The following is a 13,634-nucleotide window of genomic DNA, read 5'->3' on the forward strand; positions in this document are numbered from 1 at the left end:
GGTACAACTTCTTTAATGGTTTTTACAGATAAAATTGTTGAATTTTAACGAAAAAGAAGTTTAATGTTTGTGAAATTGTTGAAATGCCAAATTGAAGACTGTTTAACTTTACTGATGATGAACAAAATTATTTCACTGTAATGGAAAAATAGTAAAAGATTTATGTAATAAAATAAAGCACAAGGTAAAATTTTTACCTTGTGTTTTTTTTATAAATTTTAGTTAAAAAATCACTTTTACCATGAAGATAAAAGTGATGAGTACCTGTTTGCCAATTCCACCATGAAAACAAGGTTAATACAGGGTATGTTAGGAAATGGGAATAGTTCGTTTTTCCCATATGGTAATGATTTCCTTATTTGTTAATCTTAGGTTGTTTAGATTGAGGAAGATCTTGGGGAGTAATTGAGATTTTTATTTTTATCAAGTAAGTATCTAATTTTCTAAGTTATCTGTTAAAATAATTCCTAAGATTAATCATAATAGGAGAAATCAACTTATGATGAAAGTATTTTCCAAAAAAATCGTACTACTATTCGCATCATTGATGGTTTTACTAATGATAAGTGGAGCTTTAGTTTCTTTAACTTATATTCCTCTAAAGGTAAAAGAAAATCAAGAGGAAATGAAATTAACAGAAAGTCACTGATCTATCTTAAAAGAGGTCAAATTATTTTTAACTAAAAGCTCTGAATAAGGGCTTTTTGTACTTTCGAAATTAAATCACTTAATTAAATGAGACTACACTTATTGAATACAAAGCTGGAGGGAATTTTTAATGAATCAAAAAAGAATCAGAGATTATGGTGTTAATATTGGGTACCTAGAAACAGGGAAACTAAATTCTATTACAGATGTTGAAGGGGTTACGGTAGGTCATTTAACAATCAGTGATCAAGACATCCAAACTGGTGTTTCGGCAATATTTCCTCATCAAGGAAATCTATTTAAGGACAAGTTAATCGCGTCATCGCATGTTATTAATGGGTTTGGTAAATCGATGGGAACGATTCAAATTAATGAGTTAGGTACAATCGAAACGCCAATTATTTTAACTAATACGTTAAGCATTGGGACAGCTGCAGACGCTCTAATTGAATACATGCTTGAACATAATCCAGAAATAGGTCGTACGACAGGTACTGTTAACCCAGTAATTTGCGAATGTAATGACATGCTTTTAAATGATGTACGAGCTAGATTTATCACAAAAGATCATGTTTTTCAAGCATTAAGTAACGCTACTTCAGATGTGAAAGAAGGAACTGTCGGAGCAGGAACTGGAATGCTTTGCTATTCATTAAAAGGTGGCATTGGAACTGCTTCGCGAGTTATGAAGATGGAACATGGTACATATACAATGGGCGTTTTAGTTTTATCTAACTTTGGGATTTTAAGCGATTTAAAAGTAAATGGAAAGCCTGTTGGATCAGAATTGCGAGATCATATCTTAAAAGAACGAGACGAACAAGATAAAGGTTCAATCATTATGATTGTTGCAACGGACCTTCCCGTTTCAGAAAGGCAGCTAAATCGGATCATTAAAAGAACAGTTACAGGTTTATCAAGAACAGGCTCAATTATTACAACGGGAAGTGGTGAAGTCGTCATTGGCTTTTCAACTGCAACAAAAATACCTCATGAAAAAACAGCGCATTGCATAACGGTTCAGACGATACATGAAGAAGATATTGATCTAGCATTTAGAGCAGTAGGAGAAGCCACAGAAGAAGCAGTTTTAAACTCTTTAGTAACAGCAACACATATTGTTGGAAGAGATGGAAATGAAAGACCAGCTTTTAAAGATTTAATAGAAAAGTACAATGTTAACTTAATATAGATTATGGAATTCAAAAATCTAACTAGAAAGTAGAATAAAGTTCTAATAACGCAATAAATTTCATAAAATACTCTTAATCTGAAAGATGGACAAGCATTAAGTTAGGAGGTTGCTATGAAAAAAATTGTGTTTTTTGTTACTACATTTGTAATTTGTTTAGGTGTTAGTTTTATGGCTTTTAATGATAATAGTTTAAAAAGGACTAATTCGACACTAAATGAACAGGTTCGGGTTAAAACTCAAAATGAAGTAATAGCCGACAAAAATATAAATATATTGAAGCTACCTTTGCCAAATAGAGATCAAAGAAAATATAGTGTGAAAAAATTACCAATCAATAGTAGCCAAATAGAAATTCAAAAATTAAATAATAAATAACTTCGAGAATTCATCATAAAAAAATTGACGGACCTAATCGTATTTATAGGGTCTGCCATTTTTTTTGTTAGGAATTATATAAAAAAAGGTAGGACTATAACAAAACAAATAGAATAATTAGTTAAAAGGAATATAAAGTGTCATGGAGGTTAAAAAATGAAAATTGCTTTTCTTATCATTGATATGCAAAAAATATTTTTAGATGGTAAAAAAGAATCATTAAATGTCGAAGGTGCTTGTGAATATATAAATTATGTTGCTGAGAGTATTCGATCTAAAAATCATCTAGTTATACATGTGCAAGATATCGAAGGAGCAGATGAAATAGATTCAGAATTAATTTCTTTCATCCCGGAAATTATAGTGGAAGAACAAGATATTTGTGTTACAAAAGAACATTCAAATGCATTTTGGAATACGGAATTAGAGCAGATTTTGAAAGGAAATGATGTTGAGTTAGTTATAATAGCTGGATTTGCAGCAGAACATTGTGTTCTATTTACTTATAATGGGGCTAGCGAAAGGGGATTTAAACCAGTCTTATTGCAAAATGGAATACTAAGCACAAAAAGTGATGTAATAACTCAAACGTATCGTGATCGAAACATTATTTCATACAAAGTTGTCCCATACATTATTTAGTTTAAAAATAGATTGATAACATAAAAAGTGCTCTTTTAAGTCATCGTACTTTGAGCACTATTTTGAATTGAAGAGAAGACAAAGAAACCACAAGGTAAAATTAATGATCCTTGTGGTTCAAATCTAATCTATTGGGAATTTAGACAATATTCCTCTTATTCTTCTAATGGATGCGGATTAATTCATAAATATCAGAGTCAAATCGAACTCTTGTATGCTTGGATTCAATTCGTTCTATTTCTTCTATTTCTTCTCGTAACTCTCCAAACCACCAAAATTTGATTTCAGTTAAAAAATTAGTAAGCATTTTATTCCCCCTAGTTTGAATAATGCCTTAACACTTTTAGATTATAAATCTATTTTTTTAAGGCAAGATTAATTTCACGTAAAAGTTAGCAAAGTTTTTAAGGAGTGAAAGAGGGAATAAAATTGCTTAATTAAAAAAGTGAATCTATTAAATCCAACTAGATTAGAATTAATTTTAAATAAAGTTGAATTTATTTAAAGGAAAATTATGGATGGATGTAGAATACTAATCTATACCTCAAAGATTTATCCTTTATGAATAAATCCCAAAAAGGAGTTGGTAGGCATGTCTAAATTTAGATTAATTCCTTACAAGCTGGAAGAAGTTAAAGGTAGTACAAATGAAGTACCACCTGGAGTTCGTTTAATTGAAGCTAAATCTATTTGGGACAAAGGGTGTCAAGGGGAAGACGTGGTTGTAGCTGTTATTGATACTGGCTGTCAGACTGACCACCCTGAATTACAAGAGCGAATTATTGGTGGATATAATTTTACAGAAGACTACGGTGGGGATCCTAACGTATTCTTAGATAATAATGGACACGGTACACATGTATGTGGAACGATTGCAGCTTCTGAAAATGGAGAAGGTGTTGTAGGGGTTGCTCCAAAAGCAAAACTTCTCGTTTTAAAAGTACTCTCTGGAGCAGGGGAAGGTAGCATTGAATCAATTGTACAAGCGATTGATTATGCGACAAATTGGAAAGGCTCTAATGGAGAAACTGTTCGAGTGATTTCAATGTCATTAGGTGGTCCAGAGGATGATTCTTCGTTACATGAAGCGATTCAAAGAGCGGTTGAACAAAATATAGCCGTTGTATGCGCAGCTGGTAACGAAGGTGATGGAGATGGCTCAACCAATGAATATAGCTATCCAGGTGCTTACGATGAAGTTATAGAAGTAGGTTCCGTAAGTCTGCAAAAACGATTATCCAATTTTAGTAATACAAATAACGAAATTGATTTAGTTGCGCCGGGAGAAAAGATTCTTTCGACTTATCCGACAAATCAATATGCTGTTCTTTCAGGTACATCAATGGCAACACCACATGTATCAGGGGCAATTGCATTATTAATTCAACAGTTTGAGTCAGAGAACAATGAGAAAATCACTGAACCAGATTTGTTCGAACTGCTAATAAGTCATACAGTACCAATCGGATACAGTTCGTTTGAGGAAGGCCATGGACTTTTAAATCTAGGCGTAAATATACCCTCAAAGTCTCCGAATGTAATAAAATAATAGATAAAGTCCCGATAGTGTTGGTAGACTATCCGGGACTTTTTTGATGAATCGAAAAAAAGTAAAACTATATAGAGGTGATATGAATGTTTAAAAATCAAATAACTGAACTTTTAAAAATAGAATGTCCAATTATTCAAGCTCCGATGGCCGGTGGAATCACAACCTCAGATTTTGTAGCTGAAGTTTCAAATTGTGGAGCTTTAGGGACAATTGGAGCGGGCTATATGACTCCATCACAAATACGTGAACAAATTAGAGAAATAAAAACATTAACTAATAAAAGCTTCGGAATTAATTTATTTGTCCCAAATGATTTTAGAGTAAACGAAAATGAAATTTCAAAATCCAATGATTTATTACAACCTTTTAATGAAGATTTAAATATAAAACAAAATGATCGCATACAGGTTCAAAATTTTAATTCTTTAAATGATACATTTCACGAACAAATTAAAGTGATCATTGAAGAAGGTGTTCCGATTTGTTCATTCACATTCGGTATACCTTCAAAGGAAATGATAAAAGAGTTAAAGCTTCATAATATTATTTTGATTGGAACAGCCACTACTGTAAATGAAGCAATTGAAATTGAGAAGTCAGGAATGGATTTAATTGTCGTACAAGGTAGTGAAGCAGGTGGACATCGAGGTAATTTCTTAAACGAGAATGAGGAAAGTTTAATTGGATTAATGTCACTAATACCTCAAGTAGTTGATCAGGTTAGTATTCCAGTAATTGCAGCTGGAGGAATTATGGATGGAAGAGGCTTAATGGCGTCTCTTTGTTTAGGGGCGAAGGCTGTTCAAATGGGTACCGCTTTTCTAACCTGTATTGAAAGTGGAGCTCATGAAGTACATAAGAATGCTATTCTAAATTCTACAGAGGACCAGTTAGTTTTGACCCGTTCATTTTCTGGAAAATGGGCAAGAGGAATCGAAAATAAATTTATTACGGAAATGAAAAAACACGAGGCTGATTTACCAGAGTTTCCTGTACAAAATACGATTACACAAACGATTAGAAAAGCGTCATCCGTACAATATAATAAAGAGTTTATGTCACTATGGTCGGGACAAAGTCCTAGATTATCTAAAAATGAATCGGTAGAAAACTTAATAAATGGAATAATGGGTGAAGCTAAAAAATTCTTCGAGATTTTTAGTGGTAAATTGAGCTAAATGCTAAGTAAATTGATCTGTACTACTATTTTTGATTAGGAGACTTTATGAATTATTGTGAAGGTATGAGAGAAAAGATTGGAAATGCTCCTTAGATATTGATCCTTTTATAAAAAATCAGTTAAAAAAATTAAAATATTAGCCAAGTAAAAAAAGGTTCTAATAGGTTTTTTCGTTACCTATAGAGAACCTTTTTTTATAGAAGTAAATAATCTTTTGTTACTTTAAAAGCATACGATCAATATACGATTTAATAGCTTCAATATTACCAGATACTTGTTCTTCTCTTTGTTCATCTTTTTTTATTTTATCTAATGATTTTTCTAATATCGTTTTTGCTTCAGATTGAGGAATAACAACTACTCCATCTGCATCACCAACAATGATATCACCTGGGTTAACTGATGTACCTCCACAGGAAATTGGAATATTAATATTACCTACTCCAATTTTTCCACTCGCAGCTACAGTAGTACCTTTACAAAATACTGGGAAATTTAATTTTTTAATACCGCTTATATCCCGGATTACCCCATCAACAACTATAGCACTAACACCCATTGTTTGTGCCATTCCAACAACAAAGTCTCCTGCAATTGCCCGGTATCGATCACCTTTTGCATCGATTACGATGACATCGCCTGGATTTGCTTCACGAATTGCCCTTAATACAGCTAAGTTATCACCAACAGGGATTTTAACTGTCACTGCTCTTCCTACAAATCTATATTCTTCTTTTAAAGGCTTTATTGACGGATCCATATTATTTAGCCCATCCATTACATCTGAAATACAAGTTGTTGGTATATTTTTAAATTGATTAATAATAGAAATCACTCCCTAATAAATCATTTATTAATGAAATTATATAAATTATTTGGTCTCGTGAGAATTTCGAAAAAATTATGAAGCTTGATAAAAAATAATTATTGTATTTAGAAAGGTTGCAATAGATTAATATCGAATAAAATAAGTTGGATAATAAAAAATAGTGTAATGTTTTAATATCTTGAATTTATACATCATGTAATTAGGATCTGATTGAAGTGAAAATATAGATACTATGGTACACATTTTATAAAGAAAATAGTTTAATCTTTAAATATCTTGAATTTAAGCATATGTAAAATAAGGATCTGATTGAAGTGGAAATTTAGATACTATCGTACACATTTTATAAAGAAAATACATTCCATTAAGTTTCACTACATTATTAATATTTTACATTGGACTATTTTTAGACCAGTCCTATTTCGGGAAAGTGAAAATATTTAAGAATGTAACATGATTGACTTCATTATTTAATATATAGATTTATCCTTGTATAGTAACATTTAATTAAGGAGTTGAGGTGCTTGAGAAATAAAACTAAATACGTCTATTTAACACACAAAGTTCAAATAGAATCGACGGAAAAACTAGAAAAGCTATCCCAACTTACAGGGAAAACTAGTGCAGAATTAATCGAAAAAATGATAGAAGAAATGTATGATCTACATATAAATTCAAAGGAAAATGAAGGGAATCTTAGTGAAGTTCTTAGCGATGAAATTTTATTTGAAGAAATTACTGATCAAGAAATAAGAGATGCAGAGCTAAGATGGAGAAACTCAAAACAAGGTATTAAAGATTTTAGTCAAAGAATGGAAGATTGGAAGAAAGAAGAAAAAAGAAAAAATGCTGAGAAAGCAAAAGAATATAAAAAGAAAATAGTTGATTGGGCTAGAGTTTGGGAAGAGTATTTAAGAAATTACTCTACTTCAATTAAGAAAAATAAAAAACATAATTTCAAGTATTTCAATCCGAATGATAATGCTGAAGTTTGGAAGAAACAGATGAGGGAATATACAAAGCTTTGGCACCCTGATTATGCACCAGACCATGGAAATCCTCAAAAGTTTGGTGAAATGAAAGCTGAATATGATATTTTAAAGGGTAAAATACCAACAGAAGAATATAGTTTATAAATTCAACGGTAATACATATAAAGATTCAAATGGGTGATTTCGATTTGTAAAAATAGTGAAAAGTAGTGGAACTAATATCGTTCCACTACTCATTTAACCTACTAGATTTAATCTTCTTTTGCACTATCCTCAGCAATTACTCTTAGTTCCTGATAAAAAATGTCATGATTACATTCTGGATTTTCAGCTTGTTTATACTTGTCTACAATTTCAAGTAATTCACCTGTATCACCTTTTGCATTGATAATTTCTAATAGTTGATTCATATCATCAGTGTATTCATCTTCTTTTTTCATTATAGAAACCTCCATTTACATTTAGATGTTCATTATTATTTACTAGCTTTATGAAAAAAATAGATTGATTTTGAAATATATAGTCATCTAATGAAAGATTGAATTTAAAATTCATTCAATCCCCACCATATTAGTAAATTGATATTAAAATTTGAATTTTCAACCGGAATAGTATAATTTGGATATAAATTATGATAACGAAAATACTATGATTAACTAAATACTGGATTAGAAGTAGTCAAATTGTAATCATAAAAGATTGAAAAATGGTGGGGGAATAAATATGAACTTTAACTTTAATGAAGAACATAATAGAAAAAATACAAATAGTACAAAGTGGGACTCAGTTGATCGAGTATTTGGATGTACGGATGTACTACCTTTATGGGTTGCCGATATGGATTTTGCTTGTGCACCTGGAATTATTGAAGCTATAACGAAACGAGCTCAACATCCTATTTATGGTTATGGACATATACCTGAGGAATTTTTTGAATCAGCAATGAATTGGGCAAGTAAACGGTATAATACATCGATTCAAAGAGAATGGTTAACAAATATACCTGGAGTGGTTCCAGCATTAAATTTAGCCATTGATGCTTTCACAAAACCTGGTGATGAAATCATCATTCAGCCACCAGTTTATTTTCCATTTTTCAGTACAATTAAAAATAATGGAAGAACCATCGTTGAAAATTCTTTAATTGAAGAAGATGGCTATTATTATATGGATTTAGAAGATCTAGAAAATAAAATTACGTCTAAAACTAAAATGATTATTCTATGTAGCCCTGCAAATCCTGTTGGAAGAGTATGGACGAAAGAGGAATTATTAGGTTTATTTGAAATTTGTAAAAAGAATAAAATTGTTGTAATAGCTGATGAAATTCATGCTGATTTAGTCTATGAGAAAGGTAGTCACATACCTTTTTATTCATTAAGTGAAGATGCAGCAAATATGAGTATTACATTTATGTCGCCAAGCAAAACATTCAATATTGCAGGCTTATTTTCGTCACTTGCTGTCATTCCAAATCAAGATTTATTTACAGAGTTTTCTCATGCCATTGCTCGTTCAAGTTTAGAAAACTTAAATATTTTTGGAATTGAAGCAGTAATAGCAGCTTATAATGAAGGGGAAAAATGGCTTGATGAATTATTGATTTATTTAAAAGGAAATGCGGAGTTTATACATAATTATTTAAAAACTAATATTCCAGAAGTAAAAATGAGAGTTACAGAAGCGACGTACTTAGGATGGCTTGATTTTAGAGGTTTAGGCTTAAGAGGTGACCAATTAAACGAATTTATGATTAATGATGCTAAATTAGGTTTAAATGAAGGTCGCGGTTTTGGGATAAATGGAGATGGTTTTATGAGATTGAATTACGCTTGTACACGTAAAACATTAGAAGAAGCCATGAAACGATTAGAGAAAGCTGTAAAAGCTAGAAAGAAATAGAAGGAGATGGGATGATGACGTTAAAAATAACACCATGTATTGTTATGAGCGGGAATGCTAAAGAAGCGGTACATTTTTATGAAAAAGAACTTGAAGCAGAGGTTCTAAATATACAAACATACGGTGATATGCCAATACCTTGTTCAGAAGCATTAAAAAATAGTGTTGCAAATGCAATTTTAAAAATCGGAGAAAGTGACCTTATGTTATTTGATGCTCCGATTCAATCGAATCCGATTATGAACAAAGACTTTCAACAAAATACACCTAATTATGAACAGAAAAAAGTAGAAGTTACGATAAATCTTTCGATCGATAATGTAGAAAAAACAAAGCGCATTTTTAATTCATTACAACAAGATGGACATGTTATTGCCCCGTTAGAAGCAGTACCATTTAGTCCCGCATTCGGAACAGTTACTGACAAGTTCGGCGTTACATTCATATTAATAACTCAAAAGTAAAATACACATAATTTTTGTTTGATAGCAAAAATGGGGAGATTAGATGGTTAGCATAAATGTTGAATTAGTAAAACAATTAATTAATGAACAATTTCCAATTTGGTCTCAGTTAGAAATAAAACCAGTAGAATTAAGTGGCAACGATAACAGAACGTTTCATTTAGGGGATAAAATGAGCGTAAGATTACCAAGTGCAGAATGCTACGTTCCTCAGGTTGAAAAAGAGCATAAGTGGTTACCCATTTTAACAAATAAACTAAGTTTACCAGTATCTAAACCGTTAGCTAAAGGAAGTCCAAGTAAATCCTATCCTTGGCCCTGGACAATCAATGAATGGATCGATGGAGAATCTTTGAACAAAGAAAATATAAGTGATTTAAGTCAATTTGCTAAAGAGTTAGGGCAATTTTTAAAGGAGTTCCAGTCAATTGATGCTCATGGAGGGCCGATTGCAGGAAAGCATAATTTCTTTAGAGGTGGTAACTTAGCTGTTTACGACCAAGAAACTAAAGATTCAATAGACCAAACGAAAGCGATTTTTAACAAAGATTTACTAACAGAAATTTGGGAAACAGCTCTAAGTTCCAAATGGGAGTATGAACCAGTATGGGTGCATGGTGATATTGCTCCTGGAAACTTACTTGTTAAAAATGGAAAGCTATGTGCAGTCATTGATTTTGGAATCCTAGGAGTTGGTGATCCATCATGTGATGCAGTAATGGCATGGACATTTTTCGATACTGATAGTAGAAACGTCTTTAAAAACGTTTTAAACTTTGATGAAAATACATGGAATAGAGCGAGAGGCTGGGCTCTATGGAAGGCTTTAATTACATTTAATGCGAATAAAGAGAATACTTCATCAATAAGGGAAGAATCATTTAATACGATAAATGTGATCATGAACGATTTTAAATCTTAAATTAAATTTTACGAGTTGCTTTAATAGCGACTCGTTTTTTTGTTTCTTGGTACTTCAATGAGGGTGCAAAAAAAGCTAAAACTTAGATGAAATTTTGTAATTTTCAAATAAGCTAACAATCATGAATTTATAAGGAAAAAACATGAAATTCTTGAATCTTGTTCATACTATTGTTGGGAGGTATTCCAACTATGTTACAAAAATTACTAGCTAGTTTATTATTAATGACGCAATCAGTTGAACTTCCTGACAGCTTAACTGTTATTCAGCAGGGCCATCCGATTGCCGTAGTTAATCGTGAAGATTTTACAATGTCACTTCCAGGTACACCTATAATAAACGATAAAAAGTTTAATCAATTTATTGAAAAACTTGATCAACAAATTTACCGTAACCCTATAAATGCGACAATCAATGAACAAGGTAGAATTGTACCAGGACAGGTAGGATACAGACTTTATAAAAAAGAGTTTAAGGATAAATTTACTACATATTTTTATAGTAAAGGCCCTTCTAAAATTGAAGTACCAGAGTTAGATATTTATCCTAAAGTTGATAGTGAATTATTAGCCCATATTAGGATTCAACAAATTGGACAATATGTAACCTACTTTAATTTTAATAATAAAAGTCGAGTACATAATATTTCACTTGCAGCAAAAGCAATTGATAATTACGTAGTTTTCCCAAATGAAGTTTTTTCTTTTAATAAGGTAGTAGGAGAGAGAAGTGGGGCAAAGGGATATAAACGTGCACCGATCATTGTAAGGGGAGAATTGTCTGAAGGAGTAGGAGGAGGAATATGTCAAGTTTCCTCTACTCTATTTAATGCAGTAGATCGCGCTGGTCTAAAAATTATTGAAAGATATACCCATAGTAGACGAGTACCATATGTACCAGCAGGACGTGATGCAACTGTAAGTTGGTATGGACCAGACTTCCGTTTTCAAAATAAATATAATCAGCCAATTCTAATTCGAGCAAAACAATATGGAGGAAGTATGATTGTTACGCTTCATTCTTCCGATGTCATCAATTATGAAGTAAGAAATGTCCCTATCGCTCCAACTCGTTTACCTGAAGAAATAAATACAGAAGAAGACAAGCATTCTTCAAATCCTTCTAGAAAAGGAAAAATAGTACCACCGCATAAGTCGGTAGGGGATTAAAGATAATACAGACAAAGTAAACCCCACAAGGTAAATTAAAGATCCTTGTGGGGATTTTGTGTTTTTCATAAATAAGGATCATTTTGAATAAAAATTAATGAAAGTCTAATCCTTTCAACACTAGACTTATAGAAACTAAGGATTTAGAATTATAAGAAAGATTTGAAAACAAAGGAGAATTGCATGACAAAAATAAATGTATTATTTGATTCGAAGGATATGGAACGAAATACATTACCTTATTACTACGATTACGGAAAGATCATTTCAACTATTCAAAGTCAGCTAATTGAAACATTTGGTGTAGATTTCCAAATGTATTCAGATGAGGATACAACCAATGAAATTTGGGAAATTCTAGAAGAGGATCTTAAAGAAGAATCGAGTGAAGTTCAATTAATCAGCCATATTTATAATGAGCTTGAAACAAAAACTATTTCTTCGAATCACACCGATAAAAATTTGGAACTCATCATTAAGCCAAGGGTTGAAAATGGATTATATTATTATCCGAATTACGGAGTAGCTTTATCGAAAGCGATGATATTTGAAGCGGATAATCAATATAATAGAGACCTGATTTTTGCTAAAAATGATTCATGTCTTTCATCCTTTTTTCAATACGTACTAAAAAGAAAACGAGATTATATTAAAAATTATGTAACGGTTTATACAGATACAGATGACGGTGTCGAAACATCAATTGAAAATATTACTAAAATGGTTAATAGAGAAGATGTATTTTTAGAAGAATCATTAAAAAGAGAAATTTATCGATCAATAGACCATTTCTTTAATGAAGGTCGAGATTTCTTTAAAACATATGATATCCCATATAAACGAGGATTTTTATTATATGGAAATCCAGGAAATGGAAAAACAACATTAGTGAAATCAATTGCAAGTAGTATTAATGCACCTGTTGCATATTGGCAAATTACTGAATACACATCAAGTTACACAATTAAAGAGGTTTTTAGTTCAGTGTTAAAATTAACGCCAATGGTACTAGTTATCGAGGATATTGATAGTATGCCTCCTTCGGTTCGTTCAGTATTCCTAAACACGATCGATGGTGCAACTTCTAAAGAAGGTTTATTTTTAATTGGAACGACTAATTATCCCGAAAAAATCGATCCAGCTTTAATGAATCGCTCTGGTAGATTTGATCGAGCATATGAAATTAAACAACCAACAAAAGAAATGCGTTCTGAGTATTTACAAAAGAAAAAATTAAATCGAATTTTAAACAATGAAGAATTACAGCTCCTAATTGATTCAACGAATGACTTCTCTTATGCTCAATTAAATGAGTTATATATTTCAATCATTATTGAGTGGGACTGTGACCAAAAAGTAGATATCATTCGACTATGCGACGAAATGAGATCCATTTTACGTAAACAAAAAAAGCAAAATTGGGAAAAGAATCAAACTGTGGGATTTTCTTTTGAATAATTGATTTTACTTTTACATGTACTAGTTATAAGTATCAGATCCATCATGATAACTTTGAAAAGATAGAAGCAAGGGCTTCTATCTTTTTTTTGTTTGGCTCCAAACTACCATGAAAATTAGTTTCTTCATAAATAGATAAATGAAAATACTAAAGAAAACTCTGCTCAAATCTTAAAAATGAGTAAAGTTAACAAAAAGTCTAGTACTTATAGTTGACTGGAAAAAAGTCAGTATTTGTATAGACACTTACCATCCATTTTCATTCGCTTTGCTGTAGCGCTTGCGCTGCATGACTGGCTAAATGGT

16 protein-coding genes are annotated in these 13,634 nt (G+C 31.5%); 12 read left to right on the plus strand and 4 right to left on the minus strand.

The annotated features are described in order from the left end of the window. Nucleotides 1–499 precede the first annotated feature (499 nt). From BM319_RS24655 to BM319_RS09285, 4 genes are all read left to right on the plus strand, one after another. Entirely contained in the window at nt 500–649 is a 150-nt protein-coding gene (locus BM319_RS24655; RefSeq protein WP_175403505.1) for a hypothetical protein, read from the plus strand. 129 nt (nt 650–778) lie between these two features. After that, a complete protein-coding gene (locus tag BM319_RS09275; protein ID WP_069034369.1) occupies nt 779–1,840 on the plus strand; it encodes a DmpA family aminopeptidase in 1,062 nt (353 codons plus the stop codon). A gap of 114 nt (nt 1,841–1,954) precedes the next feature. Continuing rightward, entirely contained in the window at nt 1,955–2,218 is a 264-nt protein-coding gene (locus BM319_RS09280) for a hypothetical protein (protein ID WP_091022232.1), read from the plus strand. Nucleotides 2,219–2,374: 156 nt separating this feature from the next. Further along, nucleotides 2,375–2,860 (plus strand): cysteine hydrolase family protein, encoded by a 486-nt coding sequence (locus BM319_RS09285; protein WP_069034367.1) that lies wholly within the window; start codon nt 2,375–2,377, stop codon nt 2,858–2,860. 163 nt (nt 2,861–3,023) lie between these two features. Here the strand turns inward: BM319_RS09285 and BM319_RS24660 are convergent, their stop codons facing one another. Further along, nucleotides 3,024–3,167 carry a hypothetical protein gene (locus tag BM319_RS24660; RefSeq protein WP_175403504.1) on the minus strand — a complete coding sequence of 48 codons (144 nt, stop codon included), beginning with the start codon at nt 3,165–3,167 and terminating at the stop codon, nt 3,024–3,026. 285 nt (nt 3,168–3,452) lie between these two features. On the opposite strand from BM319_RS24660, the gene BM319_RS09290 reads away from it, so the two are divergent. After that, nucleotides 3,453–4,409 carry a S8 family peptidase gene (locus tag BM319_RS09290; protein ID WP_069034366.1) on the plus strand — a complete coding sequence of 319 codons (957 nt, stop codon included), beginning with the start codon at nt 3,453–3,455 and terminating at the stop codon, nt 4,407–4,409. 86 nt (nt 4,410–4,495) lie between these two features. Further along, nucleotides 4,496–5,590 (plus strand): NAD(P)H-dependent flavin oxidoreductase, encoded by a 1,095-nt coding sequence (locus tag BM319_RS09295; RefSeq protein WP_069034365.1) that lies wholly within the window; start codon nt 4,496–4,498, stop codon nt 5,588–5,590. 219 nt (nt 5,591–5,809) lie between these two features. On the opposite strand, the gene BM319_RS09300 is transcribed toward BM319_RS09295, so the two are convergent. Further along, entirely contained in the window at nt 5,810–6,427 is a 618-nt protein-coding gene (locus BM319_RS09300; protein WP_069034364.1) for an RraA family protein, read from the minus strand. 518 nt (nt 6,428–6,945) lie between these two features. Between BM319_RS09300 and BM319_RS09305 the strand changes: the two genes are divergently transcribed. Continuing rightward, nucleotides 6,946–7,557, plus strand: coding sequence for a hypothetical protein (locus BM319_RS09305; RefSeq protein ID WP_069034363.1), 612 nt, complete (start codon nt 6,946–6,948; stop codon nt 7,555–7,557). 107 nt (nt 7,558–7,664) lie between these two features. Here BM319_RS09305 and BM319_RS09310 read toward each other — a convergent pair whose 3' ends face one another. Beyond that, entirely contained in the window at nt 7,665–7,853 is a 189-nt protein-coding gene (locus BM319_RS09310) for a hypothetical protein (protein WP_069034362.1), read from the minus strand. Then, nucleotides 7,837–7,968 carry a hypothetical protein gene (locus BM319_RS25035; protein WP_286143704.1) on the minus strand — a complete coding sequence of 44 codons (132 nt, stop codon included), beginning with the start codon at nt 7,966–7,968 and terminating at the stop codon, nt 7,837–7,839. Before BM319_RS25035 ends, BM319_RS09310 begins: the two co-directional genes overlap by 17 nt. Nucleotides 7,969–8,136: 168 nt before the next feature. Between BM319_RS25035 and BM319_RS09315 the strand changes: the two genes are divergently transcribed. The 5 genes from BM319_RS09315 (at nt 8,137) to BM319_RS09335 (ending at nt 13,328) form a co-directional block, all read left to right on the plus strand. Then, nucleotides 8,137–9,315, plus strand: a complete 1,179-nt coding sequence (locus tag BM319_RS09315) for a MalY/PatB family protein (protein WP_069034361.1) — start codon at nt 8,137–8,139, stop codon at nt 9,313–9,315. A 14-nt stretch (nt 9,316–9,329) separates the two neighbouring features. Beyond that, nucleotides 9,330–9,779: a VOC family protein gene (locus BM319_RS09320; protein WP_069034360.1), complete on the plus strand. Its 450-nt coding sequence runs from the start codon at nt 9,330–9,332 to the stop codon at nt 9,777–9,779. Between the two features lie 43 nt (nt 9,780–9,822). Beyond that, a complete protein-coding gene (locus tag BM319_RS09325) occupies nt 9,823–10,701 on the plus strand; it encodes an aminoglycoside phosphotransferase family protein (RefSeq protein WP_091022234.1) in 879 nt (292 codons plus the stop codon). A gap of 191 nt (nt 10,702–10,892) precedes the next feature. After that, nucleotides 10,893–11,870, plus strand: coding sequence for a VanW family protein (locus BM319_RS09330; RefSeq protein ID WP_069034358.1), 978 nt, complete (start codon nt 10,893–10,895; stop codon nt 11,868–11,870). 183 nt (nt 11,871–12,053) lie between these two features. Next, nucleotides 12,054–13,328: an ATP-binding protein gene (locus tag BM319_RS09335; RefSeq protein WP_286143705.1), complete on the plus strand. Its 1,275-nt coding sequence runs from the start codon at nt 12,054–12,056 to the stop codon at nt 13,326–13,328. Nucleotides 13,329–13,634 lie beyond the last annotated feature (306 nt).

The sequence above is a fragment of the Bacillus sp. UNCCL81 genome (genome assembly GCF_900112535.1).
Classification (GTDB): domain Bacteria; phylum Bacillota; class Bacilli; order Bacillales; family Bacillaceae_G; genus Gottfriedia; species Gottfriedia luciferensis_B.